Origin of the sequence: Comamonas sp. 23 (assembly GCF_049601575.1) — a bacterium.
Lineage (GTDB): Bacteria > Pseudomonadota > Gammaproteobacteria > Burkholderiales > Burkholderiaceae_C > Comamonas > Comamonas squillarum.
In genome coordinates this window covers 3,196,798-3,222,092 of the sequence record NZ_CP187127.1, presented here as the reverse complement: position 1 = coordinate 3,222,092, position 25,295 = coordinate 3,196,798, and the positions used below count along the sequence as shown (strand labels likewise).

General features: G+C 63.6%; 27 protein-coding genes. 9 read left to right on the top strand and 18 right to left on the bottom strand.

All coding sequences use genetic code 11. The features are described 5' to 3' along the window. Positions 1-2: 2 nt before the first annotated feature. Complete coding sequence (locus tag ACPEE1_RS14615; RefSeq protein WP_423933475.1) at positions 3-776, top strand: SDR family NAD(P)-dependent oxidoreductase; 774 nt, start codon at positions 3-5, stop codon at positions 774-776. A 17-nt stretch (positions 777-793) separates the two neighbouring features. Next, positions 794-2,077 carry a cytochrome P450 gene (locus ACPEE1_RS14610; RefSeq protein WP_182345493.1) on the top strand — a complete coding sequence of 428 codons (1,284 nt, stop codon included), beginning with the start codon at positions 794-796 and terminating at the stop codon, positions 2,075-2,077. Between the two features lie 25 nt (positions 2,078-2,102). Here the strand turns inward: ACPEE1_RS14610 and ACPEE1_RS14605 are convergent, their stop codons facing one another. Both ACPEE1_RS14605 and ACPEE1_RS14600 read right to left on the bottom strand, forming a co-directional pair. Beyond that, positions 2,103-3,467, bottom strand: coding sequence for a HipA domain-containing protein (locus tag ACPEE1_RS14605; RefSeq protein ID WP_423933471.1), 1,365 nt, complete (start codon positions 3,465-3,467; stop codon positions 2,103-2,105). Positions 3,468-3,541: 74 nt separating this feature from the next. Then, a complete protein-coding gene (locus ACPEE1_RS14600) occupies positions 3,542-4,393 on the bottom strand; it encodes a LysR family transcriptional regulator (RefSeq protein WP_423933468.1) in 852 nt (283 codons plus the stop codon). Between the two features lie 104 nt (positions 4,394-4,497). Here ACPEE1_RS14600 and ACPEE1_RS14595 point away from each other — a divergent pair, with 104 nt between their 5' ends. Continuing rightward, the gene (locus ACPEE1_RS14595; RefSeq protein ID WP_423933465.1) at positions 4,498-5,463 is read left to right on the top strand and encodes a DMT family transporter; all 966 of its coding nucleotides are present in this window, start codon (positions 4,498-4,500) and stop codon (positions 5,461-5,463) included. An 11-nt stretch (positions 5,464-5,474) separates the two neighbouring features. On the opposite strand, the gene ACPEE1_RS14590 is transcribed toward ACPEE1_RS14595, so the two are convergent. Then, the gene (locus ACPEE1_RS14590; RefSeq protein ID WP_133248192.1) at positions 5,475-5,927 is read right to left on the bottom strand and encodes a hypothetical protein; all 453 of its coding nucleotides are present in this window, start codon (positions 5,925-5,927) and stop codon (positions 5,475-5,477) included. A gap of 313 nt (positions 5,928-6,240) precedes the next feature. On the opposite strand from ACPEE1_RS14590, the gene ACPEE1_RS14585 reads away from it, so the two are divergent. Continuing rightward, positions 6,241-6,468 carry a hypothetical protein gene (locus ACPEE1_RS14585; RefSeq protein ID WP_116926964.1) on the top strand — a complete coding sequence of 76 codons (228 nt, stop codon included), beginning with the start codon at positions 6,241-6,243 and terminating at the stop codon, positions 6,466-6,468. A gap of 173 nt (positions 6,469-6,641) precedes the next feature. Here the strand turns inward: ACPEE1_RS14585 and ACPEE1_RS14580 are convergent, their stop codons facing one another. Continuing rightward, positions 6,642-6,983 (bottom strand): hypothetical protein, encoded by a 342-nt coding sequence (locus tag ACPEE1_RS14580; protein WP_423933462.1) that lies wholly within the window; start codon positions 6,981-6,983, stop codon positions 6,642-6,644. Positions 6,984-7,707: 724 nt separating this feature from the next. Here ACPEE1_RS14580 and ACPEE1_RS14575 point away from each other — a divergent pair. After that, complete coding sequence (locus ACPEE1_RS14575) at positions 7,708-7,881, top strand: hypothetical protein (RefSeq protein ID WP_165841217.1); 174 nt, start codon at positions 7,708-7,710, stop codon at positions 7,879-7,881. Positions 7,882-7,948: 67 nt separating this feature from the next. Beyond that, positions 7,949-8,149: a hypothetical protein gene (locus tag ACPEE1_RS14570; RefSeq protein ID WP_133248190.1), complete on the top strand. Its 201-nt coding sequence runs from the start codon at positions 7,949-7,951 to the stop codon at positions 8,147-8,149. 209 nt (positions 8,150-8,358) lie between these two features. Here the strand turns inward: ACPEE1_RS14570 and ACPEE1_RS14565 are convergent, their stop codons facing one another. Then, positions 8,359-9,321: a DMT family transporter gene (locus ACPEE1_RS14565; RefSeq protein WP_423933459.1), complete on the bottom strand. Its 963-nt coding sequence runs from the start codon at positions 9,319-9,321 to the stop codon at positions 8,359-8,361. A 109-nt stretch (positions 9,322-9,430) separates the two neighbouring features. Between ACPEE1_RS14565 and ACPEE1_RS14560 the strand changes: the two genes are divergently transcribed. Then, complete coding sequence (locus tag ACPEE1_RS14560) at positions 9,431-10,378, top strand: LysR family transcriptional regulator (protein WP_182345495.1); 948 nt, start codon at positions 9,431-9,433, stop codon at positions 10,376-10,378. A gap of 99 nt (positions 10,379-10,477) precedes the next feature. Here the strand turns inward: ACPEE1_RS14560 and ACPEE1_RS14555 are convergent, their stop codons facing one another. Beyond that, complete coding sequence (locus tag ACPEE1_RS14555) at positions 10,478-11,410, bottom strand: LysR family transcriptional regulator (protein ID WP_116926961.1); 933 nt, start codon at positions 11,408-11,410, stop codon at positions 10,478-10,480. Positions 11,411-11,554: 144 nt separating this feature from the next. Here ACPEE1_RS14555 and ACPEE1_RS14550 point away from each other — a divergent pair, with 144 nt between their 5' ends. Beyond that, on the top strand, positions 11,555-12,760 hold the full coding sequence (locus ACPEE1_RS14550; protein ID WP_182345496.1) for a serine hydrolase domain-containing protein: 1,206 nt from the start codon (positions 11,555-11,557) through the stop codon (positions 12,758-12,760). Positions 12,761-12,858: 98 nt separating this feature from the next. Here ACPEE1_RS14550 and ACPEE1_RS14545 read toward each other — a convergent pair whose 3' ends face one another. From ACPEE1_RS14545 to ACPEE1_RS14515, 7 genes are all read right to left on the bottom strand, one after another. After that, a complete protein-coding gene (locus ACPEE1_RS14545; protein WP_409935148.1) occupies positions 12,859-13,077 on the bottom strand; it encodes a GNAT family N-acetyltransferase in 219 nt (72 codons plus the stop codon). Positions 13,078-13,369: 292 nt separating this feature from the next. Next, positions 13,370-13,777, bottom strand: a complete 408-nt coding sequence (locus ACPEE1_RS14540) for a GFA family protein (RefSeq protein WP_260719346.1) — start codon at positions 13,775-13,777, stop codon at positions 13,370-13,372. Positions 13,778-13,883: 106 nt separating this feature from the next. Then, entirely contained in the window at positions 13,884-14,180 is a 297-nt protein-coding gene (locus tag ACPEE1_RS14535) for a cupin domain-containing protein (protein WP_260719347.1), read from the bottom strand. A gap of 223 nt (positions 14,181-14,403) precedes the next feature. Further along, positions 14,404-15,816, bottom strand: coding sequence for an Nramp family divalent metal transporter (locus ACPEE1_RS14530; protein ID WP_260719348.1), 1,413 nt, complete (start codon positions 15,814-15,816; stop codon positions 14,404-14,406). Positions 15,817-15,824: 8 nt separating this feature from the next. Next, the gene (locus tag ACPEE1_RS14525) at positions 15,825-16,040 is read right to left on the bottom strand and encodes a hypothetical protein (protein ID WP_260719349.1); all 216 of its coding nucleotides are present in this window, start codon (positions 16,038-16,040) and stop codon (positions 15,825-15,827) included. An 84-nt stretch (positions 16,041-16,124) separates the two neighbouring features. Continuing rightward, the gene (locus tag ACPEE1_RS14520; protein WP_116926954.1) at positions 16,125-17,096 is read right to left on the bottom strand and encodes a ferritin-like domain-containing protein; all 972 of its coding nucleotides are present in this window, start codon (positions 17,094-17,096) and stop codon (positions 16,125-16,127) included. Positions 17,097-17,518: 422 nt separating this feature from the next. Beyond that, the gene (locus ACPEE1_RS14515) at positions 17,519-18,430 is read right to left on the bottom strand and encodes a LysR substrate-binding domain-containing protein (RefSeq protein WP_260719350.1); all 912 of its coding nucleotides are present in this window, start codon (positions 18,428-18,430) and stop codon (positions 17,519-17,521) included. 111 nt (positions 18,431-18,541) lie between these two features. On the opposite strand from ACPEE1_RS14515, the gene ACPEE1_RS14510 reads away from it, so the two are divergent. Further along, positions 18,542-19,885, top strand: a complete 1,344-nt coding sequence (locus ACPEE1_RS14510) for an SGNH/GDSL hydrolase family protein (protein WP_260719351.1) — start codon at positions 18,542-18,544, stop codon at positions 19,883-19,885. 91 nt (positions 19,886-19,976) lie between these two features. Here the strand turns inward: ACPEE1_RS14510 and chrA are convergent, their stop codons facing one another. The 5 genes from chrA to ACPEE1_RS14485 form a co-directional block, all read right to left on the bottom strand. Beyond that, a complete protein-coding gene (chrA, locus tag ACPEE1_RS14505; protein ID WP_116926951.1) occupies positions 19,977-21,335 on the bottom strand; it encodes a chromate efflux transporter in 1,359 nt (452 codons plus the stop codon). A 91-nt stretch (positions 21,336-21,426) separates the two neighbouring features. Beyond that, positions 21,427-22,464: a histone deacetylase family protein gene (locus ACPEE1_RS14500; RefSeq protein WP_260719353.1), complete on the bottom strand. Its 1,038-nt coding sequence runs from the start codon at positions 22,462-22,464 to the stop codon at positions 21,427-21,429. Beyond that, positions 22,461-23,294: a GntR family transcriptional regulator gene (locus ACPEE1_RS14495; RefSeq protein ID WP_116926949.1), complete on the bottom strand. Its 834-nt coding sequence runs from the start codon at positions 23,292-23,294 to the stop codon at positions 22,461-22,463. The genes ACPEE1_RS14500 and ACPEE1_RS14495 overlap by 4 nt, the downstream gene beginning before the upstream one ends. Next, positions 23,284-24,243 (bottom strand): DMT family transporter, encoded by a 960-nt coding sequence (locus ACPEE1_RS14490; RefSeq protein ID WP_116926948.1) that lies wholly within the window; start codon positions 24,241-24,243, stop codon positions 23,284-23,286. Before ACPEE1_RS14490 ends, ACPEE1_RS14495 begins: the two co-directional genes overlap by 11 nt. Beyond that, positions 24,236-25,288 carry a histone deacetylase family protein gene (locus ACPEE1_RS14485; protein ID WP_423936451.1) on the bottom strand — a complete coding sequence of 351 codons (1,053 nt, stop codon included), beginning with the start codon at positions 25,286-25,288 and terminating at the stop codon, positions 24,236-24,238. The genes ACPEE1_RS14490 and ACPEE1_RS14485 overlap by 8 nt, the downstream gene beginning before the upstream one ends. Between the last annotated feature and the right edge of the window lie 7 nt (positions 25,289-25,295).

Sequence of the window (25,295 nt, the reverse complement as noted above, 5' to 3'; positions counted from 1 at the left end):
CTGTGGCCTCTTGCGATGTGCTGACCATCATCACCGGCGCCACCCGTGGGCTGGGCCAGGCCATGGCCGAGCAACTGCTGGCGCAGCCGCAGGCCGGCGTTTTGCACATCGCCCGCCATGCCAGCGAGCCCTTGGCACAAGCGGCCGCCGCGCAGGGCGCAAGCCTGTGGCAATGGCAGGCCGATCTGGCCGATGCCCAGCCGGTAGCAGCGCAGCTGGCGCAGTGGTTGGGCGAGCAGCAAGGGCCTTGGGGTGAAATCCGATTGATCAACAACGCGGCAGTACAGGCCGAGCAGATTGCGCCAGTGGCCATGACGGCTGCATCGTCGCTGCGCCAGGTGCTGCGCGTGGACCTTGAAGCGCCCATGCTGCTGACGGCAGCGTTTTTGCAGGCCACCGAGGCCAGCGCTGCCCAGGGGCTTGTTCGCAAGGTGCTGAATATATCGTCGGGCCTGGCGCGGCTGGCGGTGGCCTCGATGGCGCCCTACAGCGCGGCCAAGGCGGGGCTGGACCAGTTCACGCGCTGCCTGGCGCAAGAAGAGGCGGCCAAGGCCCATGGTGCCAGGGTCTGCGCCCTGCATCCGGGGGTGGTCGACACGGGCATGCAACTGCAGATGCGCGAGACGGCTGCGCAGCGCTTTCCCGCCGCCGACCAGTTCAGGCAGCTGCAGCTGGCCGGCCGGCTGCGCAGTGCAGAGCAGGCCGCGCAAACGGTGCTGCAGGTGCTCGATGGTCCGCATTTTGGCAAGCAGGCCATTGTTGAACTGCCGGTGTAAACGAGGCCACCACGGTGATGAGCGCTACCGATATTTCCTCCCAGTTCTGCCATGATCTGTACGCGCTGGCGCGTGAGCGGCCTCGGCAAAATACCGTGCGCCCGCAGCACGATGGCCGCCGCATGCTGGTCATCCAGAACCTGGATGACGCGGACCGGGTGATGCGGCGCAATGCCGACAACTACCTGAAGAACTTTCGCTGGTTTACCCAAGTCGCAGGCAACTCCCGGCTCACCGATGATGGCGAGCCCTGGCGGTTTCGCCAGGAACTCTCGCAGCCCTTTCTGGGTAAATACGATGCCAGCCGTGCCTTTGCCCTCAGCACCCTGCATGGCCAGCACATCGCCCGCCACCTGGCCTTGGCGCCGCAGTCACAAGTGCTCGACGAGGCGCTCATCCACCAGGGCATGCTGTCCATCTTCACGCAAATGTTCCTGGACGTGGAGCTGTCGAGCCTGCCCATGGCCCATGGCAGTGCATCGCGCCTGATCGAGCTGGCTTCGGCCTATGCCTTTGTGGCACCCGGGCAAGAGGGCCTGGGGGGCGACAAGGCGCATATTCGCGAGATTCTGCAGCTGCGCAAGACCATCTTCGCGGCCTTGCAGACCCTGCGCGGGGACAGCGTGCCGCGCAGCCCGATGCTGGCGGCCATGCTCCAGGCAGAGACGGCCCCCGGCTTTGATTTCTCATTTGAAAAAGAGCTGACCATGCTGTTTGGCGCAGGTACCGACACCGCGTCCTACTCCATCGGCTGGGCCTTGCACCTGCTGGCCACGCACCCTGAGGTGCAAGAGCGGCTGCACCTGGGTTTGCGCCAGGTGTACGCCCAGCATGGCCATGACCGGCAGGCGCTGCAAAGCGCCATCGCGCAGCATGCCGATCTGCGCAGTTTTGTGGCCGAACTCTTGCGGCTGTATCCGCCGCTGCCATTCATCACCCGCCTAGCCCAGGAGGGTGACCAGCTCTCCGACCTGCAGGTTGAGCCCGGGGATGTGGTGGTGGTCTCGCTGGTGGGCGTCAACCACAAGGCGCTGGAGCGGCCCGACCCCTGGAAGCTGGACCTGGATGCGGCCTTGCAGGAGGGGTTTGGCATGGGGACCGGCAGCATCTCCAGCTTTGTCTGGGGCAAGCGGGTCTGCGGCGGGCGCAGCTTTGCGCTGGTTGAGCTTGCCGCCGTGCTCAGCGTGCTGATTGTCGAGCTCCAGGTTCAGGTGTCCCGGCAGGAGCCCATCGTCTATGAGTGGGTAGGGCAGATGCGCCGCAAAGGCGGGCATTTGCTGACATTGACCGGCAGGGCTTGAGCCGCTAGGGTGTTAGAACAGGTTCTTAGCCCGGCAACAGCGGCGCTGCAAACGCCCGCGCTACCTCGCGGTTGCGCAGCGCCAGCGCCCGCATGGCCGCAGAGGTCGGTGCTGCCAGCTGGGCATCGCTGGCAGCTTCCCAGAAGGCATCGGCCGCACGTGCGGCCAGGCTCCACACCTTGGGGATGGCGCCAATGGTGCTGACCTTGGGCTCGATCGGTACCAGCTCGGGGTCCAGCCCGCCGCCGATGGAGGCGTAGCGCATCGGCAGGATGTCGTAGGCCGGGGCAATGCCCAGGTACTCGCCATCGTCGCCAATCAGCAGCGAAATGTTCTCGAAATGCCGGTCGGTATTGCCAATGAGCTCGCTGAACGCGGCCATCACGGCCACATGCTCGGCATGCTGGGGGCTGAAGTAGTCTGCGTTCACGCAGCGTGCGGCGAACTCGGGCCAGGTATCGCGCGCACCAAAGAACTCGTCATCGACGGCGCCGGCCGAGAGCATGCCCAGGCGCCCTTGCTTGCCAACGCGGTCAAAGCGCTGCACTTCCAAAAACACAAACTCGCCGCGCGCCAGCAGCTGGGTCTTGGCGGTGGGCACACCCACGTTGGCGAGTGATGCCAGCGCCAGGTGCTCAAGCGGCAGAAGCTCTGCCATGCGGCTGCCGCTGCGCGCGAACTTGACGATCACCGATCCCGTGTCTTCGGCCACCCAAAGAAACTTGGGCTGTTCGCCACCGGCGCTTGAGCCATAGGATTCGTTCTTGAGCTGCTGCGCCAGCGCGACATACACGTCGAGCTTGTCTTGCGCTTGTGGACGGGGCTGGCGCAGCAAATCCATTTCCCGCTGCAAGGGGATATCGCCAAAGATCAGGTTGCCCGGCAGATTCATGCCTTGGGTGAACAGAAACGCAATGCGGTGGTCGTCGCTCCAGTCGCGCAAGCTGGCGGGGAAGGGCTGGTGCAGGGCTGCCGTTTGCGCGAGCTGCCGGCCCAGAAACCCCGATGGCGCAGCGAACAGCATATAGGGGGGCAGGCCTTCGTAGAGGCGAATGGCGCTCGCATCCCCGCGCTCGAGCGTGCCGCCACCCACGAGAAATTCAAGATCCGCATAGGGAACGATGTGGCCGCTGGAGAGAAAGCGGTATACGCGCTGGCGCGGCTTGAGCCCCAGTGGCAGCTTGCGCAGCAACGCGTACTGCGGTGTGCGCTGGCCCGGCTCACGGAACATGGTGACGCGGGTCGATAGTTCGCGAATAGCTCGGGACAGCGTTGGCTGGCTGATGCCCAGCGCCTCTACCAGCTGCTGGCCAGAGCGCGGGCCGCTGGCCAGTGCGCGCTCGATAGCCTGGTGCAGATCGTTGGAAGGCTGGGGTGAAGGGCTGAGCATGGCAGGAGATCTGAATAATTCAAGAATTCTATATGAATTATGAATTCATTGCTCGCCACGGCACTTGCCTGGGACTACCCCGGCGCTTGCGCCTGCCTCAGCGTATGCACCAGCAGGCGGTACAAGCTGTCTACCGCCTTGGAGCGCCGTGATTCCTTGCTGCGGTAGACGGCGACCTCCATCGGTGCCAAGGGGCCCAGCCCATGCTTGCTGCCCAGCACCTGCAGATGGGGCGGCGCGCTGCACTGGGTCAGTGCCGCGACGGCCAGGCCACTCTCCACCGCGGCAATCTGCCCGGCCAGGCTGGAGCTGTTGTAGACCACGCGGTGCTGGCGCCCTTGCAGGGCCAGCGAATGCAGGGCACCGCGCCTGGCCAGGCTGGCTTCTTCGTACACCGCGATGGGCAGCGGGTCCCGCCGCCACAGTGCAAAGTGCTCGGAGCCAACCCAGACCATGGGCTCATGAAAGAGCAGGGTACCCCTACGGGCGTGGTCACGCGAGACCAAGGCCAGATCCAGATCGCCGGCCGCCACACGGGGAATCAGCGCGGTCGATTGCTCGCAGCTGAGCACGATCTCCACGCCGCTGTGTCGGGGGGCAAAGCGCCTGAGCACGGGCGTGAGGTACCTGGCTGCATAGTCATCGGGCACCCCCAGGCGCACGCTGCCTTTGAGCGCCTCGCCCTGCAGCGCAAACTGTGCCTCGCTGTGCAGATCCAGAATGCGCCGCGCATAGCCCAGCAGCCTCTGGCCTTCTGCGGTGAGTTGCTGGCTGCGGCTGTCGCGTTCGAGCACGCAGTGGCCGACAGCGGCCTCCAGTTTTTTGAGCTGCATGCTGACCGCAGACTGGGAGCGGTGCACCTCGCCGGCAGCGCCCGAGAGGGATCCGGTATCGACCACGGCGACAAAGCACTTGAGCCAATCCATCTGTAGGTCTTGCGAGCTTGCTGGCATGGGGTTTCGATAAACGAATAGCTGATGCATGAATTATGCGCTTTTCGATAAGTAGTCTGCGCAGCACACTGGCGGCCATGAGCCCACATCCCCACCCTGCGCGCATGACCGCTGCAAACATGGACCGATCCGCACCCACTGTATCTGTTACGCAGGGCAAGGCCCTGGGCGGCGTGCTGCCCTTTGTGCTGGGCAGTGCGCTCTTGGGCAGCATCGGCATTTTTGTACACATGGCCGAGGCCGGGGCTCTGACGGCGACCTGGTTCCGCTGTGCCTTCGGGCTTCTGGGGCTCACGGCCTGGCTGCTGTGGCGCCGGCAGCTGCATGTTCTGCGGCTGGCACCCAGCACGGCGGCCTGGGTGCTGCTGGCCAGCGCCTTGATGGTGCTGGGCTGGGTGCTGTTCTTCGCGGCGATGGAGCGCATCTCCGCCGGGGTAGCGGTGGTGCTGTTCCATATGCAGCCGATGTGGGTGTTGGTGCTTGGCGCGCTGTGCCTGGGCGAGCGGCCGGGCAGGCACAGGGTGGCCGCAGTCGCGCTGGCTATGCTCGGGCTGGTGCTGGCCACCGGCGTTTTGCAGCAGGCCGCATCGCAGCAGGGCGCCCAGCCGCAGTACTGGTGGGGCGTGGGCATGTGCTTGCTGGGCGCATTGTTGACTGCTGCGGTCACCGTCATCGCGCGGCGCCTGCGTGCCATGCCGGCCGGTGTGCTGGCCTGGTGGCAATGCGCTGTTGGCAGCGCCGTGCTGTGGCTGGCGCCCGCCACGCAAGGCTGGCCGGCCTGGGGTGCCGCTTGGGGCTGGTTGGCTGCCCTGGGGCTGGTGCATACCGCCGCCGCCTATGCCTTGATCTACACCGGCATGGCCCGGCTACCGACGGGGCGCATTGCAGTGCTGCAGTTTGTCTACCCGGCGATCGCGATCGTGGTGGACTGGCAGTATTTTGGCCACAGGTTGGGGGCGCTGCAGATAGCTGGTGTGATGGTGATGGGGCTGGCCATTGGGTATGCCGAGCGCCGGGCCTCTGGCAAAATAAGCCCATCTTGAGGCGTGGATCACTAGTGGCGTTTGTTCTTCCAGGCCAGGAGGGCGAGGCCCAGCCAGGTCAAGACCAAAGGGATAGAAGCCCAGACCAGGGGATGCGACTTGCTGAAAATCGCATACAACGCTGCACCCAGCAGCGCGCTCAGCAACACATGGAGTTGCGGCCGGTTGCGTGCCAATTTGGCCACGACATAGCCCGAGAGCACGGGCGTGAACAACAGGAACAGCGCGAGGAGAAAAAGCGGGGCGAATCCATAGAGGGCGGTATCGGGCAACAACGCGGCCAGTAGCGCAAATGTGATGTTTTGCAGCAGCAGCGTGACTGCGCCATAACTCACGGCGAATGCAATCAGAATCGCTTTCAGGTCAATATTGAAGAGCATCTCGCTACCGTAGTGGTGTTTTAGGTGGGCCTTGCCTTTGTTCCATGCCATCGAGGGCTGAGACTTGAAGCGCATCGACAGCATTCTGGCGTCTCCTCAGGCTTGTCTGGAGCGCTGAGTTGCTTGCCCACTACGGTGTGCGATAAATTTCTTGTCAAGAGCGTGGCGAGCGCCACATCGAGGATGCAAGGCAGCCGAAGCCTGTCCCCTTGTGAGGAGGGGCAGCCGCCGCTCTGCCCACTGCCTCCTGTCCTGACCTTACTGGCGTTTGCGGCGGCCCAGACCTGCCAAGCCGGGCGATGGCCAGCGTCCCGCTCAGTGCCAGAACACTCCACTGGCCAAGGGTGGGTACCGCAGTAGGGCTGGCTACCGGAGGCGAGACAAAGCTCAGCTTGACTTGACCGGCACCACCATCAAAGCCGATGCCCACCCGGCTGCCGCCGCCGCCACCGCCTGGCGCGCCGCCGGCCGCTTCTTCATTCCCGCCCTTGCCACCATCTGCCACGGCGATGCCGCCGACCAAGCCGACACCGGGCAGACCATTGGCCGCCGAGCCTGCAGAGCCGCCGCCGCCCCCGCCTTCCACCGTGGGTGTGGGCGCGCCAGCCGCGCCTGCGCCGCCTGAGAAACCGGTCAATCCAGAACCACTACAAGCTGCTCCGCCTACGCCACCGGTTGAGCCTGTAGCGCCATCGCCCCCTGCGACGGTGATGGAGCCGCCCGTCCAGCTCACCGTCGATGCGGTACCCGCTGTGCCATCGAGGCCGCCACCAGTGCCACCCGTTCCAGTGCTGATCGTCAGCTCTGTGCAGCGGCCAAACTGAAGCTGCCCTTGCAGTAGGCGCTACCGCCCCCGCCGCCGCCGCCATCGATGCCGATATCGCCGCCTCCCGATCCACCCCCGCCGCCCCAGACTTCGATTACGACCGAGCTTGAACCAGCCGGTACGCTGCAATTGGCCGTATTGACGCCGCTGACGCAATCAGCCGACCAAGCGGGCGTTGCTACAAGCCCTCCCACCAGCAGACAAGTGGCGTAGGCCATATTTTTGGATAGCAAGCTCACACACTTTCTCAAAAAATAAATGCGGAAACGCCACTTATATTGCAAAGCAAAGAGAATAAAAGCATAAAAATGCATATTTTTTGCATTGCTGCTGTAACCAGCATCTCAGTTTGGATAATTCCACTCAAATGGCTATCCTGAATTTAATCAAATGAAGCGCATCGGGGATAAAACGGTTTCCAGCGCGTAAGTGATTTTTTATGATGAATCTCCTGTGTCGTGGTAGATGCGGTTGATGTGGTATTTGATGCGGGTGAATAATTGCCAATAATGCAGCGATGGCTATAAAGTCAGCGGGGTGGCATTGCAGCGGGTGCAGCTGTATTTTTCTCAAGGATGGCGAGCGGATTGCACAAGCCCGCGTTCAGACCATGGCAAGGTGCATCGAATGCCTGGTTATGTGAGAGCTGGGCGCAGATGCGAGTCCATGGACGATTTCGTGAGATCACATAGCAGCGTTTTATGCAGTTAGCGCTCTTGGGTCCAACGCCAAACTGGGCATTTTCAACGGTGATTACCGCCTTCCAGTCAGCCGTCTTTTGTCGGGCATGGAGCGGCGAGAAATCCAAGTGAGACAAGCCGAAAAGAAATCTCCTCCGTCCAGACCATGGCGGGCTCGGACTGTTGGGCTGCCTGCGTCCGGCAGAGATTTTGGGGTTGCGCGGTTTAAGGTCATTAAAAGGAGTACCGTGGGGTGAGGCAATCCTTCCTGATGTACCCGCACGAGACCGGAGGTCCGCATGTTCCCATGCTCAGCCTGCCTGCCAGCATCGGCGCTTGCCTTTTTACAGGAGTAGGGATGGAGACGTTTTACGACATCTATCTGGGCCGACTGGGCGCCAGAAACACGCGGCGGGTGGCCAAGAATCAGACCACGGCACAGGTTGATATCTGGAAATCCAAAGGCTATCGCCTGCAGGCCGAGCGGCGTGTGGCAGAGCGCTTGCACGAAATCTATTTCATCTCAGCATGAAGACAGGGGCGATGAGATGCCCGCGAGGCGTACTCTCTACCCCCGCACTGAACAGGATCAACGGGTCATGAAACTCAACCTAAAGGCCAAGCCCTCCAAGATGACGGATATCCAGAAATCACGGCTGGAGACGGAGCGCATTTCCTACTCGGAAGATGCGCCTCCTGCCCGCCAGACCTGGAAGGAGCGGGCGGCCTATGACGGCGACGAGCTGTCCTACCGGGGCCAGGTCAAAAAGACCTTGATTACCCTCAAAAGCCATGGATGAATCGGCTGCGCTGCCGATGGGGCTGGTGGAGTGAACGGCCAACTATATGGACCCGGCGGTACCCACCAGTCTCTGCAAAACTCTTGCTCCGTAAGCTGGCAGCGGATGGGGATGGGGCCAAAGGCGTCGTTTGAGAGCGAGCCTGAATTATTGCCAGCGAAGACAGTGCGGCGGATCGGACGAATCTGGATTCAACCCCAAGCAGGCATCTATGTGGATCGTTCTCCGCCCCGCAGATCCTGCCAGCGAAAGCCCAGCACCGCCGCCACAATCAAGCCCATGCCCCACCATTGGAGCGTGCTGGGGTGGGCACCAAACCAAAGCAAGTCCACGGCCAGGGCCACTGCCGGGTAGATAAAGCTCAGGATCGCAATGGCGGCTGGGCCCAGGCGCTGAAAGGCGCCATACATCAGTCCGTACATCAGCGCGGTGTGCAGCAGGCCCAAGACCAGCACGCAGACAAGCGTCTTGACCGATGGCAGGTGGGCGCTGGGCCCCACCATCTGCACCAGCTGCGGTGCAGACCACACCGCCAGCGCAGCGCCCCCCACCAGCATCTGCACCATCGCAATTTGCGCCGGTGCAATGCCCTGGACGCGCCGCGTGCTGACCACCGTCACGGTGTAGAGGGCGGCGGCCAGCAGCGCCAGCACAATGCCCCAGACCGGCGCGCTCGCCTGCGCGGCGATGGTGGCAGCGGCCTCGCTGCCCAGCCCACTGCTCAGCACCACGCCCGCCAGTGCCAGCAGCATCCACAGCAGCTTGCGCCTGCCCATGGCCTCGCCCCCTAAGGCGGCGGCCAGCACCAGCATAAAAGGCTGCACATGGTAGACCACCGTGGCAATGGCGATGCCCACATAGGCATAGGCGTGGAACAGCATCACCCAGTTGGCCACCAAAGCCAGGCCGCCGATCAGCATCGCCGTCCAGGCCCGCCGGTCCGGTCGCACCCAGGCCCGCTGCCACCATAGCCACAGGCCCAGGCCCAGTGCACCGAGCAAACAGCGCAGCAGCACCACGCGCTCCACCGGCAAACCGCTCTCGATGACGGCCAGGCCAATCGTCCCCGACAAGACCATCGCGGCGACCATGCGCCAGGTGCCGCCGGTGCTGTGGCTGTTGGTGGGGTTCGCTGCCGCTTGGGGCATGGCTGCTGCGCTGGAGGCGTTCATGGCGGTATCTCGCTGGATTCAATGGCTCCGATGGTCATGCAAACGCAATCATTAAACAATATGGCTTTGATTCAATTTATTATTGTCTTCAAATCAACACTGAGATGCCATGACCCCCGATACCCTCCCGCTTGCCGATATGCAGGTCTTTGTCCAGGTTGTCGCCCAGCACAGCTTTGCGGGCGCGGCGCGGCAGTTGCACCTCACCACCGGCGCTGTCAGCCGCAGCGTCGGCCGGCTGGAATCGGCACTGGGCGTCAAGCTGCTGCACCGCACGACGCGGTCCCTGTCGCTGACCGAGGTGGGGGCGGCCGTGCATGCCGATTGCCTGCTGATGCTGCACAGCGCCGAGCAGGCGGTATCGCGTGCGACGGCCCACCGCCAGCAGCCGCAGGGCATCTTGCGCATCAACGCCCCCTTGGTGTTTGGCGATTGGTGGCTGGCACCGCTGCTGCCCGGCTTTTGCGCGCGCTTTCCCGAGGTGCAGGTGCAACTGAGCATGAGCGACACCATGGCCGACCTGACCGCCGAAGGGCTGGATCTGGCGATCCGCATCACTGCAGCCGATGCGCTACCGCCCGCCATGGTGGCCCGGCCGCTGCAGCGCGTGGGCTATGTCCTGGTGGCGCATCCCGCTTATCTGCAATCCCGGCAGGCGATCAACCAACCACAGGATCTGCTCGCCCACCCCTGCATGAGCCTGGGCTACGGCCCCTTCCAAAACCTGGTGGAGCTGGTGCCAGCCGATGCGCCCAATACTGTTGCCACCAAGCTGCGGCTGAACACCCCCATCACCATTGCCAGCAGCCAGGGCTTGCTCAATGCGCTGCAGCATGGCGCTGCCTCTGGCATCGCGCTGATGGCCGACTTTGTCGCGCGCAGCCATCTTGCCAACGGCAGCCTGGTGCAGGTGCTGCCCGGCTGGCAGCTGGCGGGCAGCTACGCCCCGCGCATGGCCTACGCCTTGCATGCCCCCGGGCCGCACATACCGCCCAAACTGCGTGCGATGCTGGACTATTTGCAGAGCAGGGCTGCGTCCGCCTACGTATCCGTATAAGCACAGTGCATCAGCATCGGCATGGGCATGGGCATGGGCATGGGCATGGGCATGGGCAGGCGAGGGCGATCGGGGAAAGGTCGCGCAGCGCATCAGCGATCAAGCGCGCCGTTTGCCTGCCCCGCCGGGCTGCGTTTTCGTGTCCGCAGCCGCAAACATCCGCTCGCAAAGATAGTCCACCAGCGCCCTGACCTTGGGCGATGCATGCCGGCCCGCAGGCCACAGAATGTGGAACACCCCCGTGCGCTCGGCCAGCCCGGGCATGACCTGCACCAGCCTGCCATCGGCCAGCGCGTCGCCGATGGCAAAGTCCGGAAGGCAGGCGATGCCGCGCCCCTGCAACGCAAAGCAGGCGCGGGTTTCGATATTGTTGCAGACCATGGACACCGGCAGGTTGACGGGCTCGCCATCGTCCGCGGCGGGAAGCGGCCAGGCCTCCAGCTTGCCGCTGTACGGCCAGCGGAAATGCATGCAGCGGTGAGAGGCCAGGTCTTGCACCTTCTGGGGGGTGCCGTGGGCGGCCAGGTAGCCTGGCGACGCCACCAGCAGCATCTTGAAATGGCCAAGCTTGCGGGCCACCAGGCGCGAATCGGCAGGCTCGCCCGTGCGCACCACGGCATCAAAGCCTTCTTCCACCACATCCACCAAGCGGTCAGAAAAATCCAGGTCCAGCTGGATATCGGGGTAGTCGCGCATGAAATCGGCCAACACCGGCAGCACCAAGGTGCTCACCAAGGGCAGGCTCACGCGCAGCCGCCCCCGGGGCGCCGATGAGGCCTGCGACAGCTCCGTTTGCGCCGCCTCGATCTCCGCCAGGATGCGCCTGCTGCGCTCGAGCAGCAGCAGGCCTTCGGCCGTTGGCGTAATGCTGCGCGTGCTGCGGTGGAAAAGGCGCACGCCCAGCTTGTCTTCCAGCCGCGCCACACTCTTGCCCACGGCCGAGGCAGAAATACCCAGCAGCCGGCCCGCTGCCGTAAAGCTGCGCGTCTCTGCCACCTGCACAAACACCGTAAATGCGTTGAGGCTATCCATGTGTTCTCACCTGCGTTTCTGGCCCGTATAGCCTGGGTTCATTGCGGACATAAATGTCATGAAAGTATGGAACTCTATCCTGGTTTTTCTGAGATCGCAGGCTGCCTAAGCTAATGGCTGTGTTCCAACCAAGGTAGCGATGCTATGGATTTTTCAGTTTCTGGCGCACCCGGCAGTGGTGTGCCGCAGGTAGTTGTTGGCTTGGCTGGGCCGTGGGCGCCGGTTGCCGAGGTGTTGCATAGGGCCCTGGCCGAGCAGCGCCTAGTGGGCGCCGTGGTGCTGGTCTACCAGCATGGTCAGGCGCTGTGCCGCATCGCAGCAGGCTGGGCAGACCGGGAGGCGCGCACCGCGATGGCCGAGAACACCGTGTTTCGCTGGGCCTCCGTCAGCAAGCCCGTCCTCAGTGCCGCCGTGATGCGGTTGGTAGCAGATGGGCGCCTGGGCTTGGACGAGCCCATCACCACCTGGCTGCCGGCCTTCCGTCCCCGCTTGCCCGATGGGCGCGAGACGTGCATCAGCCTGCGCCAGCTGCTGAGCCACACCGCTGGCCTGGGCTACCGCTTTTTTGAGGCAGACGACCAAGGGCCCTATGCCCAAGCTGGTGTGTCCGATGGCATGGATGCCAGCGGCATCGATCTGCAGGAGAACCTGCGCCGCATCGCCAGCGTGCCGCTGCTCTACGAGCCCGGCACCGGCTGGGGCTACTCCTTGGCGGTGGATGTGCTGGGCGCCCTGGTCGAAGCGGTGTGCAACACCCGCTTGCCGCTGGCAGTGGAAGCACTGGTCACGCAGCCCTTGGGCATGGCCGATGCCGGCTTTGTCTGCCGCGATGCCGCGCGCCTGGCAACGCCCTATGTCAACGGCGGCCCCGTGCCACACCGCTTGCAGGAAGGCGAGGTGGTTGCCCCCTTCGACGGTACGGTGGGCATCCGCTACAGCCCATCCCGCGCTTTGGATGCGGGCGCCTTTCCCTCCGGGGGCGCCGGCATGGTTGGCACAGCGGATGATGTGCTGTGCCTACTGGAAGCATTGCGCACTGGCCAAGATGGCTGGCTGCCGGAGCACCTGATCGCCGAGATGGCACGCGACCAAACCCAGGGGCGAGATCTGGCGGCCGGCCCGGGATTGGGGTTTGGTTTGGGTTTCTCGGTGCTGCGCGATCCTGAGCTGGCGCAGTCGCCGGAATCGCTTGGCACCTGGCGCTGGGGTGGCGCTTACGGCCATGCTTGGTGGGTGGACCGGCCCCTAGGGCTGACGGTGGTGGGGCTGACGAATACCTTGTACGAGGGGATGTCGGGGCGGTTTGTGACGGAATTGCGGGATGCGGTGTATCGGGGCATCGCGCGGTGACTGCCAAGTACTTCGCTCGGGACGAGATGCGGAACCATTTGTCAGGGATGTACCAGCTTTGGGCCAAGGTCCATCAAAGAAATGTCAGACGCAGACAGCTACACCGGGACTGCGTTAAGAGATGCGTTGACGGTGAAGGTGGAATGGTTTGACCGAAGCCGGGCATGCTGCCAAAGTGCGCGACCTATACCCTGGACTTGTGCATCCGCCCTCACAAAAAGATGGTAGACATGTATCCGGTCGCGTAACGCCGCAACGCCACATAATCCGCAGTGTTCTCTGCAACCTAATGCTTGGATTGCGAGGAGCGGATCCACTCAGCGCTGGCGGAAGAAGTGAGTCCGGCCATAAAAGGCCGGGTCTCCCCAGAAGCCGGATCAGAGAGGAAGTGATGCGCCAAGCCGGTGACAAGGTGGCTGACCGAATCTGCATCTGATGCTGTTGCTTGACGAATGGCGAAATGCATGGATGCGTAGGGCTCTCAACGGACGCGGACTCTCGCAGGGACTGACGTTCAGTGGACCCATGTGCTGGCTGTCTGCCGCATATGCCGCTGATCCGGTCGGCACACATGCTCCTCGTCGCCACTCTGCCACAAAAACCATTGCATCAGGGTTGACCGTCGTGCGTTTCACTCACCCCTGCGAGTGCCACCCAGGCTCTCCGTCGCTTCGTCCATATCTCCCGCTGTGGGCTTTCCAGCGCCTCGCGTTGTTGAAGCACGCCGGTACGCAGAGAGTAGGCCTGCGGATTTTCCACGGTGCAGGCATACAGCGGGCTGCCACAGTTTTCACAGAATGCAAGATTGCGCTTGTTTCCGCTGGCCGTTGTCTTGACGAAGGTGCGCGGCATGCCCTTGGTCAGTCTGAAGCTGGCCGCAGGGGCGGAGATATTGGCTCTGAAGGCAGAGCCTGAGTGCGTTTGGCAATCGAGGCAATGGCAGATGGTCATGCTGCCTGGCTGCACTTCTGCCTCAAATTCAATGGCGCCGCATAGGCACCGGCCTTCTACTTTCATGCTGATCCTTTTTGGGGAAGCGCCGCCAGAGCGGCGTCGATAGGTCGGTTGGGGATGGGGATGACCCAGCTTTTGCAGCGCTGCTCATTACCTCAGGTCCCGTAGTTCAGAGGTCCACAATCACCAGGCTGCCCTGGCTGCCGGCTAAAACCGCATGAGGAATGCCTGCCTCGGCAATGTACATCTGACCGGCTTCCACGCACAGGGCCTGGCCTGCTACCTCCAGCATCATCTGGCCGCTCACGACCAGCAATCCCTCGTCGTAGTCATGCACTTCCTCGCCATAAGGCATCTGGTCCATCCGCACGAGTTTGATGTTGGTCGATCCCACGGTGCCAAGCACGGTGGAGTTCCACGCAGCAGGCAGACCATTGGCGATGGCATCGAGGTCAAATAAGGACATGCTTTTCTACTTCACAGTTTGGATCGCACTGCGGTGCGCACCTCAGCACAATTGCAAGCGCGACGGGCGATCCACAGGCATGAACTGTAGCTGAATGCCTGCATCGTGCCGTACTAGCTATCATGTCGTTAGCAGCCTATATGGGGCTGACAGCAGCCGCCGATGCAGGCTGCGCTGTCTCCTGCCTTCCCCCTCACAGCCTGGGCACCAGGCTCGATACGGTTCATATCGCCGTCGCGAAAAACAGCCTTTGCAGCATCCACAGGTTCAGCGACACCACGACGGCGGCGCAACTCCACAACAGGATGGCCATAGGCCTGCCAAAAGTCAGCGCTCCCAGTGCGTGACGGCGGGTGGTGAACATTAACAGCGGCACAATGGCAAAGGGCAGCTGCATGCTGAGGACCACCTGGCTGAACACCAGCAACGCCGTGGCGCCTTCGCTGCCATACCAGGCAGTGGCGATGACGGCGGGCACGATGGCGATAAGCCGGGTCAGCAGCGCCCGCATCGAGGGCGACAGGCGAATCTGCAAAAAGCCTTCCATCACGATCTGGCCCGCCAGGGTGCCCGTCACTGAAGAGCTCAGGCCCGAGGCGAGCAGGGCGGTGCCAAACACTGCGCTGGCAATGCCGACGCCCAAGACAGGCGACAGCAAATGGTAGGCGTCTGACAGCTCGGTCACGGGTGGTGTGCCCGGGCGATTAAATGCGCCTGCCGCCACGACCAGGATGGCGGCGTTGACAAACAGCGCCAAACCCAATGCGACGGTCGAGTCGATGGTGGCAAAGCGGATCGCCTGGCGTGTGCCTTCCAGAGTCTTGCTGTGTTCACGCGTCTGCACGATGGCCGAGTGCAGGTACAGGTTGTGCGGCATCACAGTTGCGCCGACGATGCCGACGGCCAGGTAGAGCATCTCCGGATTGGTGACGATCTCGGAGCGCGGAATGAACCCGGACAGCACCGTGGCCAGCGGTGGATGCAGCCACACCAGCTGGGCACCGAAGCAAATGCCGATCAAGGCCACCAGCCCGATGACGACCGATTCCAGCGCGCGAAACCCCCGGCTTTGCAGCGCAAGAATCAGCATCACATCGACCACGGTGATGCACACGCCCGCGATCAGTGGCAGGCCAAACAACAGGTTCAGGCCGATGGCCATGCCCAACACCTCTGCCAGGTTGCAGGCCACGATGGCGATCTCGCAAAAGAACCACAGCATCAGGTTGATGCGTGGCGCAAATTGTTCGCGGCAGGCCTGCGCCAGGTCGCGGCCGCTGGCCAGGCCCAGGCGCACAGCAGCCGCCTGGAACAGCATCGCCATCAAATTGGAGGCAAAGATGACCGCGAGCAAGGAGTAGCCGAACTGCGAACCGCCCGCAATCGAGGTGGCCCAGTTGCCAGGGTCCATATACCCGACCGCCACCAAATAACCGGGCCCGGCAAATGCCAGCATGCGCCGTGCATTGGCCGAACGGCCAGTGCCGCGCGGCACCGCAATGCTGCGGTGAACCTGCGGCAGGCTGGGATCGCCTAGCTTCCCATTGTCTGGGTCAATGGCGCCACAGCGCTCTGGCCTTGGCTCGGGCGCTGGATTGCGCAAGGGGTTTTGTGTGGTGAAGGTGGGCGGCGGCATGGACGCTCTTATCTGGCCGTTGGTGCCTGGTGCGGCGTGGTGGAGGGGGGTGTTGCCGCCGTGTCCCCATTGCTGAGAGCTGCCAGCAGATCACCGGTGACGATGGCGGCACCGGCCAAGACGATCAAGCTCCCCACACAACGGCGCGCCAACATGCCGGGTTTGAGCCGCCGCGTCTTGCTGGGGGCGCCTGCTTCAAAGGATTGAGGAAAAAAGGACTTCATCGCAACTCCTTCGCAGAGATACCACGGTCTCGGGCCCGCCTGGTAGAAATCCTGCCCCAGAGCGGGGCAGGATGTTGCTACGAGTTAAGCAAAGGCTGAGCTCATCACTAACGCACCATTCACACCGGCTGGGAAGAAGCCGCCCTTGGTGGCAGAGTCCTTGGTCAGGTAGACGATGTTCAGCACATCACCTGGCGAGCGGCTGTAGGCAATGCCGTCAGCATCCAGGGGCACGATATTGGAGGTGCTGTCATCCCCCGTAATGCCCTGGTCCACATCGGAGGAGCCATCGAGGCTATCGCGCGCATCGGAGATGGCGCCGGCTGCCGAGCGCAGCGCGGGGGTGGCGAGGCCCTTGGCATAGAGCACCGTGCGCACCAGACCTGCATGGTAGGCCTCGGCAGACAGAATGCCGGCAGCAGCTTCCAGGTAGGTCTTGTTGGTGATCAGCGGCGATGCGCCCTTGTAGGCCGTTACGCCCACGTCCTCGAAGATAAAGGCGCCCAGCAAAAAGTTCTCGTCACTGGCATAGGGATCGAAAGCCACGCCCGCACCCACCAGACCGGCAGCGCGCGCTGCCACCGAGAAGGCCCCATTCGGGTCCGTGCCGCCAATGTCGATCTGCGGCTGCGCCACTGCGGCCGAGCCCAGGGCCTTGCGCAAAAAGGCCACGTGGGCCACCTCGTCCTGGGCGATCTCCTTGGCGTACTGCGCTACCAGCGGATCCTTGAACGCCACCGCCCGCCCGCCGGTGATGCCCCCCTGCGTGCCGGTGCCCGACTGCATATTGGCGGGCAGCCCCGTGCCAAACACTGCGTAGTGGTAGAACTGCGATTCCAGATATTCCAGGTTCAGCGCAAAGTTCAGGATCTCCACATCGGTCGGGCCGTTGTTCTGGGCATTGGCATCACTGCCGCCACCCCCGCAAGCCGTCAAAATGGCCCCACCCGCCATACCTGCTGCCACGCCTCCCGTCTTTCTGAAGAATTGACGCCGGTCTTCCAATTTCCTGGCCCGCTGTTGCAATACACCTATCAACACTGATTCGTCAGACATGTGATTTCCTTTCGAGTTGCGCTTAACGCGCCTACCTACACAGGAATGCGCCGTCGTTAGACAGCACACGGTGCAGCAAGAAGCAGCTCAGCACAAAAGCCTGGTCAGTGGAGACTGATGACGTCGGCTCTTGCTACTTGCGCTGTACGCAGCAGTAGGCGAGGTGGATTCACAAATTTTGGGTCTTTACAATTCGGCGCTTCTTTCTAATTCGCCGAGACGAATTGAGGATCACCATTTGCGCACTGCTGGGTTCAGATGGATGAGGCACAAACATCGGCTGCGCTTGCCGGTGCTGGTACTGACGAATGCTTGCCTGAACGACAATAGCGCACTGTTGCAGCTCTGGACGGGCTACACCGCGAGCCGATCGTTGACCGCTGTTAGGAATTTCCTAACTCCTTTTTGGCCCCGGGTCTGCCTCAATGCTTGTCGAGATCAACCGTCTGGACCAGAAAGTCAAGAAAAGCGCGCACGCGCAGCGGCAGATAGCCGCCTTGTCCGACATAGACGGCGTGTACCTCTTCGATATCGCCCGGATTGCAGTGTTCGAGAACCGGCAGCAGGCGTCCAGCGGCCAAGTCCTCGCGTACCTGGAAGGCGGCCAGGCGCGCCAAACCCAGCCCCGCCAGCGCCAACTGGCGCAAGGCTTCGCCGTCACTGGCCTGCGCATTGCCATTGATGGGAAGGACGGCATCTTCACCGGCATGCCGCAGCGGCCAGCCGGGTTGCGCCCGTGCATAGTTTGCTCCCAGGCGGTTGTGGTGCTCCAGTTCCTGCGGCGTGGTTGGCATGTCATGGCGGGCCAGATAGCTGGGCGCTCCCACAATCAGCATGCGTGTGCCGCCCAACTTCCGCGCCACCAGGTTGGAATCCTTCATCGGCCCGGCACGCACGGCTATATCGGTACGCTGCTCCAGGATGTCGATCACCTCATCAGTCAATACGATATCCAGCGTCACGTCGGGATGGGACGCCAGAAATGCAGGCGCAAGCGGCAGCAGAAAATGGTGGCCGAAGGGTACGTTGGCATTGACGCGCAGCCGACCGCGCGGCGCAGTGTGCGTACTGGCGCAGTGCTCTGCTTCTTCCAGATCGGCCAGGATACGTACCCCGCGCTCGTAGAAGACGCAGCCTTCGGGCGTGAGTTGGAGCTGCCTGGTAGACCGGTTCACCAGTCTAGTGCCCAGACGCTGTTCCAGGCGAGCTACCAACTTGCTGACCGCAGACGGCGTCATGCCAACGGCGCGCGCAGCGGCGGAGAAGCCCCCTGATTCAATCACGCGCACGAACACCTCCAGTTCGCCGGACCGATTGACTTCCAGACGCGCCATGCGGTCCTCCTTGTTGAGATCAATTCACAAATGATGTTCTTGCGGCCAGTCTATTCCAATCTGATCTTTGAATTCATCATTTGTTCTTCCAAGGACTTTGAATTCACTGATATGAAAAGACTGACTGTGCCGCTTGCAAGCGCTGGAGCCGCTGCGATGCTGGCGTTGACCCTCACGCTAGGCGCCGTGCCTATCACGCCTGCGCGGGCCGCGGATGCTGCTACCGGCAACGGCTGGGTGGCCACCTGGCAGGCCAGCCCCCAGCCCGTGTGGGGCACGGATTTTCTGTTTCCGACCCACCTTCCGGCCGCGTTGCATGCGCAAACCGTGCGCCAGGTGGCACGCATCAGCCTGGGGGGCGAGCGCTTGCGCATCGTGCTGTCCAACGCCTACGGCAAGCAGCCGCTCTTTGTGGGCAAGGCGACGGTGGCCCGTTTTCGGGAAGCCAGCGCAGCTGGCGCGGTCACCGATGGCAGCCTGCGGGCCGTCAGTTTTGGCGGCCAGGAGGGCGTGACGATCCCGCCAGGGGCATCTTGGGTCAGTGATCCGGTGGCACTCCCGGTGCCCGCGCTGTCTCAGGTGGCGGTGAGCCTGTACCTGCCCCAGGCCACGCCGATCAGCACGTTCCACTGGGATGGCCGCCAGACGGGCTGGATCGTGTCTGGCGATCAAACTCAGGCGACCAGCCTACAGATCGCCGATCCCGACAGGCAAAGCACCACGGCCCGACCGTTGCTGACGGGGATCGCGGTGGAGACCGGGCCCGCCGCGCGCGCTGTGGCAGTGATTGGTGATTCCATCACCGATGGCGCAGCAGCCACCTTGAACAAGGACAGCCGCTGGCCGGACTTTCTGGCTGCCCGGCTGGCGCCGCATGGCGTGGCTGTGGTCAATGCGGGTATCTCAGGGGCCAGGTTGTTGTCCGATGGCATGGGCGCCAATGCGCTGGCGCGGCTCGAGCGTGATGTACTGGCGCAACTGGGGGTGCGAAGCGTCATTGTGCTGCTGGGTATCAACGACATAGCCTGGCCCGGTACCGCATTTGCAAAGCATGCAGAGCCGCCCACCCTGGCTTCCCTGACGGCGGGCTACCGCCAATTGATTGCGCAAGCGCACAGCCGGGGCATTCGCGTTCTAGGCGCCACACTGACGCCATTCGAGGGCGCATTGCCCGGCACGCCGCTCGCCGATTACTACCAACCCGGCAAGGACGCGCTGCGCGCACAGGTGAACGACTGGATCCGCCACAGCGGAGCCTTTGATGCCGTCATCGATTTTGATGCGGCGCTGCGCGATCCAGCGAAGCCGGCACGCATCGCCTCGCGATTCGACTCGGGAGACCATTTGCACCCCGGCGATGCAGGCCATAGAGCCATGGCGGAGGCCGTTGCGCTCGATGCCCTCCTACCGGGCCTGGAGTCAAAGGCCGCTGGTGCGTTGCCACAGGCGCGCTAGCCATCGCTATGCGTTGTCGTCCGTTGCTCAGGCCCCGCTGCTGCGCCTGGCGATGGCCATGCCGACCCAGGCCTGCATGCGGTGGGGACAGTCAGAGCAACAGCCGCACCAATAAACCGGCAAAGCCCGCAGCCACAATCACATACACCACATTGACCCGGTAGCGAAGCAAGGCAATGGCCGCTGCCAGCCCTATGGCAATGGATGCCCCATCCAGGTTTCCTGCGAAGCCCTGGGGCCACATCACATGGTAGGCAAAGAAGACAGCCAGATTCACGATGACACCGACAACGGCTGCGGTGATGCCTACCAATGGCGCGGTGAACTTCAGGTTGCCGTGGGTGGACTCGATGAACGGGCCGCCCAGCAATATGAAAAGGAACGAGGGCAGAAATGTGAAGAACGTGACCACCACGGCCGACACCATGCCCGCCAGCAGCAGCGAATCCGCACCGAAGATGGCCTTGGTCCAACCCCCGACGAAAGCCACGAAGGACACCACCATGATGAGCGGGCCAGGGGTGGTCTCACCCAAGGCCAACCCGTCCATCATTTGGGGCGCGGTCAACCAGTGGAAGTTATCCACGGCTCCTTGGTAGACGTAAGGCAGCACCGCATAGGCGCCTCCAAAGGTCATCAGCGCTGCCTTGGTGAAGAACCAGCCCATTTGCACCAACACGGAATCCCGCCCAAACAGCGCCGCAAACAGGGCCATGGCGCCAGCCCACAGTGCCAGGCACACCAGCGCCACGGACCAGAATCTCCGCCAGGAAAATCGGGCATGCGGCGGCGTGGGGGTGTTGTCGTCTATCAGTGCATGTCCTCCATGCCGAACTGCGGCGCCTGGGCCATGGCTGGCGCCACCAAAGGCCTCCGGCTGGACCTTGCCGCCAAGGTAGCCGACGGCAGCTGCCACCACCACAATCAGCGGAAACGGAACATTCAGCGCGAAGATGGCCATGAACGCAGCGGCCGCAATGCCCCAATGCCAGCGGTTCTTGAGTGAACGGGACCCCACGCGGTAGGCGGCCTGGGCCACCAGCGCCGTCACTGCCGGCTTTATGCCATAGAAGAAACCTGCAATGACGGGCATGTCACCATGGGCCATATACAGCCACGCCAGCGCAATGATGAGAAAGAGTGACGGCAGAACAAAAAGAATGCCGGCCAGGACACCACCCCAGGTCCGGTGCAGCAACCAACCCAGATAGGTGGCCAGCTGCTGCGCTTCCGGTCCGGGCAGCAGCATGCAATAGTTGAGGGCGTGCAGAAAGCGCTTTTCGGAGATCCACCGGAGGCGGTCAACCAACTCCTCATGCATGAGGGCGATTTGACCGGCAGGGCCACCAAAGCTGATGAACCCCAGCTTCAGCCAGAAGCGTAAAGCTTCAGACAGCGACAGAGACGTAGGTGCAACGGGGTCCGTTGATCTGGGCAAACCGGTGTCCATAAAAACTCCATAGAGAATACCCAGCACTTGGACGGGACACCGTCTAACCTTGCGGGCCGGGAGGCTGCTATCCCGGTTGGCAAATTCTAGCCTACCTGTCGCCTGCTCCCGTTTCGAACCCCCGCAACGCACTCTCCAGATTCAAGCCCAGGTCCTCACTCAGATACCCGCCTTCCTGCACGATCACCGTCGGCAGCCCCAGCTGCGCGATTTTTTCAGTGATGCGGGCGAAGCCGGGGGTGTCGATCGCCAGGGCCTGGTAGGGGTCGTGTTCGTGGGCGTCCAGGCCCAGGGCCAGCACCAGGGCGCCGGGGGCGTAGTGGCGAATGGTGGTGAGGGCGGTTTCCAGTGCGCGCAGGTACTGGTCGGTGGTGGTGCCCTTGGGCTGGGGCAGGTTCAGGTTGTAGCCCAGGCCTTCGCCTTCGCCGCGCTCATGCGCATGGCCGGTAAAGAACGGGGTGCAGAAATGCGGATCGGCATGGATCGATACGGTCAGCACATCGTTGCGGCGCCAGAAGATGCCCTGGGTGCCGTTGCCGTGGTGCACGTCGATGTCGAGCACGGCGACGCGGGCATGTTTGCTGCGCAGGTGCTGGGCGGCGATGGCGGCGTTGTTCAGGTAGCAAAAGCCGTTGGCGCGGTCCACATAGGCGTGGTGGCCGGGTGGGCGGCACAGCGCGTAGGCGGCCTGTTCGCCCTGCAGCACCAGCTCGGCGGCATGCGTCGCGCAGTGGGCGGAGTTGATCGCCGCGTGCCAGGTGTGCTCGCCAATGCTGCAGGCGCAGTCACCCATGTGGTAGCCGGCCTGGCCGACCAGATGGTCGGGGTAGGTAAAGGGCTGGCCGGGGAAGGGGAAGACATTGGGCAGCACTTCGAGCGAGGCATCGGGCAGCGCCTGCCAGCGTTGCCAGGCGGTTTGCAGAAAGTGCAGGTACTCGGGGGTGTGGACGGCGGCGCGCGGGCTGGGTCCAAAGTCTTCGGCCAGCATCGGCTGGTGGCCGGCCTTTTGGGCGGAGCGCAGCAGGATCTCGGCGCGTTCGGGTTGCTCGTTGCTGCGCTTGAGTTGGCCGCGCACCATGAATTGCTGCGGGTCGTGGCTGCGGTGCTCGTGGCTGTAGATGAATTTCATGGTCTTGGCGGTTTTCGTCGGGAGGAAGAAACGGGGGAGGCGGTGGCGCCGGGCTTGGCCTTGGCTGGGGTGGCCGGTGTTGGCGCAGCGCCGGCACCAGCGTCCGGCGCCTGGTCGCCGTGCAGCACCTGGGCATGGGCCTTGTCCTGGGCGTCCACCAGGTGCACGCGCAGCGCTTTTTCTGCGGCATCGGCATCGCGGCGCAAGATGGCATCGACCACCGGGAAATGCGACTGCGCAATAAACACCGGGTCGCGGTACTGGCGCTCGATAAAGCCCTGGCAGATGCGGATCTCGGCCTGCATGTTGGCAAAGATGCGCTGCAGGTACTCGTTGCCCGACAGCCGCGAGATGGCGGTGTGCATGCCCAGGTCCATCGTGACGCGCTCGATATTGCTCAGGGTCGGTGCGCGCTCGAGCATGTCATCGGCATAGGCCTTGAGCGCTGCGAGCTGCGCATCGGTCGCCACCTCGCAGGCCAGGCGCGCGGCCATCACTTCGAGGCCTAGGCGCACCTGGAACAGGTCCTGGATCTCCTTGGGGCTGAAGGTGCGCACGGTAAAGCCCTTGCGCGGCGTCGAGACGATGACGCCCTGGCTTTCCAGCCGGCGCGCTGCTTCGCGCAGCGGGGCGCGGCTCACGCCCATCTGGCGCGAAAGCTCGGCCTCCACGATGCGCGAGCCCGGTGGCAGCCGGCCTTCAAAAATGGCCTGCAGCAGCTGGCGCTCGACCAGCTCCACCAGATCGGGCACCCGGATCGACGAAAAGCCGGGGTTGTCTGTCTCCTCGTCCTGCAGGGCGATGGTTTTAGTAAGGGTCTCAGATGTCATGTCGGGATGCCTGGTGAGCGGGGTACTTTTGCCGCCGGGGCCATGCAAGGTACACACCGGCAGCGCTGATCATCAGCATGCCATAAAGGGCCAGGCTGTCTGGCGGCCGTTGGAACCAGAACGTGCTGATCAACACCGCCAGCAACAGTTGTACATAATTCATCGGCGCCAGGGTCGAGGCCGAGGCGCGCTGGAAGGCCTGGAGCAGCAGCAGCTGCGCGCCACCGCTGACAAAGCCACCGGCCAGCAGCAAGGCCAGCTGCGGCGCATCGGGCCATTCGGTGATCGGGTGGAAGAGGGCGGGCAGGTTGGTGATGACCAGGCAAAACAGCGCCATATAGGCAAACTGCACGGCCGTGGGCACCAGGCCCGAGAGCTTGCGGGTGAGCACCTGGAACAGTGCATAGCAGACGGCCGAGATGGCCATCAGCACCGTGCCGGCCAGCGGCAGCGCATTGCCCGGACGCACGATCAGCAGCATGCCGGCAAAGCCCAGCAGCACCGCCACCCATTGCACGCGGCCGACGCGCTCGCCCAGCAGCCAGGGCGAGAGCGCCACCATGATGAGGGGCGCTGTGAAGTAGATGGCGGTGGCCTCGGCCAGCGGCATCGTGGCCAGCGCCGTCATAAAGCAGGTGGCCACAATGGCCAGCATCAGGCTGCGCAGCAGCAGCAATTTGCCGCTGCGCAGGCGCCCCCAGCGCAGCGCCGACCAGTCGCCATGCCGGTGCATGACCCACAAGGCCAGCACGCCGATGGCCGTGTAGCGCGAGAGGTTCATCACGGTGGCCGGATAGCGGGCCAGCATGTGCTTGGCAAAGGCGTCGTAGCAGGCAAAGCACAGCAGCGCTGCCAAAAACAGGCCCAGCCCCTGGCGCAGCCGGCGCGTGGCATCGGCCTCGCGCAGTGCTACTGCCGGGTTGCTGGACTGCACGGCCTGCTCAGCCATGGAGGCCCTCCAAGAAAGCCTGCAGGCCCGGGCCAATCGCTTCGACCAGGTAGCCGCCTTCTTGCACCACCACCAAGGGCAGGCCAAGCGCACGCAGCTTTTGGCCGACGGCGCGGTAGGCCTCAAAGTCGACCTTGAGCACACTGATCGGGTCGTCCTTGAAGGTGTCAAAGCCGAGGGCCAGCACGACGGCTTTCGGGGCAAAGCTGCGCACGGCGTCCAAGCCGGTGTCCACCGCAGCCAAAAACTCCGCGTTGCCGCTGCCATGGGCGAGGGGCAGGTTCAGGTTGTAGCCCTCGCCCGCGCCGGCGCCGCGCTCATCGGCATAGCCGGTGTAGAACGGAAAGTAGCTGCTGGTCTCCGCATGGGTAGAGACCGTCAGCACGTCGTCCCGGGCGTAGAAGATGCTCTGCGTGCCATCGCCATGGTGGGCATCGACATCGAGCACAGCCACCCGCCCAAAATGCGCGGCCAGGCGCGCAGCAGCGCAGGCGTTGTTGTTGACATAGCAAAAGCCGCTGGCCCGGTCCCAGTGCGCATGGTGGCCCGAGGGACGGCACAGCGCATAGGCCATGCGCTCGCCGGCAATCACCGCATCGGCCGCAGCCACGGCACTGTGGGCCGAACGCAGGATGGACTGCCAGCTGTCCGGCCCGAGCGGGCAGGACAGATCGCCCAGGTAGTAGCCGGTTTGCGGTATCAGCGCCGGCGATGGGCAGGGCGGGCGGCGCCTGCCGGCGGGCACGCCGGCGTAGGGTGAGAGGTTGGCCATCACCTCGGGGCCGGCATTGGCGCCGCTCGCCAGCATCGCTTGCCAGCGCGGCCAGGCGCTTTGCAGGTAGTCCAGGTAGTGCGGGGCGTGCACGGCCTCGAGTGGCGCGCGGCCCAGGTCGGGCGGGGTGCTGACGGCCAGGCCCGCCTGCTGCAAGGCATCGGCCAGGGTTTCGGCGCGGCTGGGCAGATCGGGCGCGGGCACCAGCTTGCCCAGCCGCATGAACTGGCTGGGGTGGTGCAGCGCTTGGTCCGGGCTGTAGAAGGCTTGCATGGCGGCG

Excerpts from the sequence above, each read along its gene's own strand:
- ACPEE1_RS14580 (WP_423933462.1), bottom strand. The coding sequence starts at position 6,983 with ATGCATTTTTATGCTTTTATTCTCTTTGCTTTGCAATATAAGTGGCGT.
- ACPEE1_RS14510 (WP_260719351.1), top strand. The coding sequence starts at position 18,542 with ATGAAAAGACTGACTGTGCCGCTTGCAAGCGCTGGAGCCGCTGCGATG.
- ACPEE1_RS14555 (WP_116926961.1), bottom strand. The coding sequence starts at position 11,410 with ATGGATAGCCTCAACGCATTTACGGTGTTTGTGCAGGTGGCAGAGACG.
- ACPEE1_RS14605 (WP_423933471.1), bottom strand. The coding sequence starts at position 3,467 with ATGCTCAGCCCTTCACCCCAGCCTTCCAACGATCTGCACCAGGCTATC.
- ACPEE1_RS14560 (WP_182345495.1), top strand. The coding sequence starts at position 9,431 with ATGACCCCCGATACCCTCCCGCTTGCCGATATGCAGGTCTTTGTCCAG.
- ACPEE1_RS14500 (WP_260719353.1), bottom strand. The coding sequence starts at position 22,464 with ATGAAATTCATCTACAGCCACGAGCACCGCAGCCACGACCCGCAGCAA.
- ACPEE1_RS14600 (WP_423933468.1), bottom strand. The coding sequence starts at position 4,393 with ATGGATTGGCTCAAGTGCTTTGTCGCCGTGGTCGATACCGGATCCCTC.
- ACPEE1_RS14570 (WP_133248190.1), top strand. The coding sequence starts at position 7,949 with ATGAAACTCAACCTAAAGGCCAAGCCCTCCAAGATGACGGATATCCAG.
- ACPEE1_RS14595 (WP_423933465.1), top strand. The coding sequence starts at position 4,498 with ATGAGCCCACATCCCCACCCTGCGCGCATGACCGCTGCAAACATGGAC.
- ACPEE1_RS14535 (WP_260719347.1), bottom strand. The coding sequence starts at position 14,180 with ATGTCCTTATTTGACCTCGATGCCATCGCCAATGGTCTGCCTGCTGCG.
- ACPEE1_RS14575 (WP_165841217.1), top strand. The coding sequence starts at position 7,708 with ATGGAGACGTTTTACGACATCTATCTGGGCCGACTGGGCGCCAGAAAC.
- ACPEE1_RS14515 (WP_260719350.1), bottom strand. The coding sequence starts at position 18,430 with ATGGCGCGTCTGGAAGTCAATCGGTCCGGCGAACTGGAGGTGTTCGTG.
- ACPEE1_RS14530 (WP_260719348.1), bottom strand. The coding sequence starts at position 15,816 with ATGCCGCCGCCCACCTTCACCACACAAAACCCCTTGCGCAATCCAGCG.
- ACPEE1_RS14610 (WP_182345493.1), top strand. The coding sequence starts at position 794 with ATGAGCGCTACCGATATTTCCTCCCAGTTCTGCCATGATCTGTACGCG.
- ACPEE1_RS14495 (WP_116926949.1), bottom strand. The coding sequence starts at position 23,294 with ATGACATCTGAGACCCTTACTAAAACCATCGCCCTGCAGGACGAGGAG.
- ACPEE1_RS14565 (WP_423933459.1), bottom strand. The coding sequence starts at position 9,321 with ATGAACGCCTCCAGCGCAGCAGCCATGCCCCAAGCGGCAGCGAACCCC.
- ACPEE1_RS14520 (WP_116926954.1), bottom strand. The coding sequence starts at position 17,096 with ATGTCTGACGAATCAGTGTTGATAGGTGTATTGCAACAGCGGGCCAGG.
- ACPEE1_RS14590 (WP_133248192.1), bottom strand. The coding sequence starts at position 5,927 with ATGCTGTCGATGCGCTTCAAGTCTCAGCCCTCGATGGCATGGAACAAA.
- ACPEE1_RS14540 (WP_260719346.1), bottom strand. The coding sequence starts at position 13,777 with ATGAAAGTAGAAGGCCGGTGCCTATGCGGCGCCATTGAATTTGAGGCA.
- ACPEE1_RS14490 (WP_116926948.1), bottom strand. The coding sequence starts at position 24,243 with ATGGCTGAGCAGGCCGTGCAGTCCAGCAACCCGGCAGTAGCACTGCGC.
- ACPEE1_RS14485 (WP_423936451.1), bottom strand. The coding sequence starts at position 25,288 with ATGCAAGCCTTCTACAGCCCGGACCAAGCGCTGCACCACCCCAGCCAG.
- chrA (WP_116926951.1), bottom strand. The coding sequence starts at position 21,335 with ATGGACACCGGTTTGCCCAGATCAACGGACCCCGTTGCACCTACGTCT.
- ACPEE1_RS14525 (WP_260719349.1), bottom strand. The coding sequence starts at position 16,040 with ATGAAGTCCTTTTTTCCTCAATCCTTTGAAGCAGGCGCCCCCAGCAAG.
- ACPEE1_RS14550 (WP_182345496.1), top strand. The coding sequence starts at position 11,555 with ATGGATTTTTCAGTTTCTGGCGCACCCGGCAGTGGTGTGCCGCAGGTA.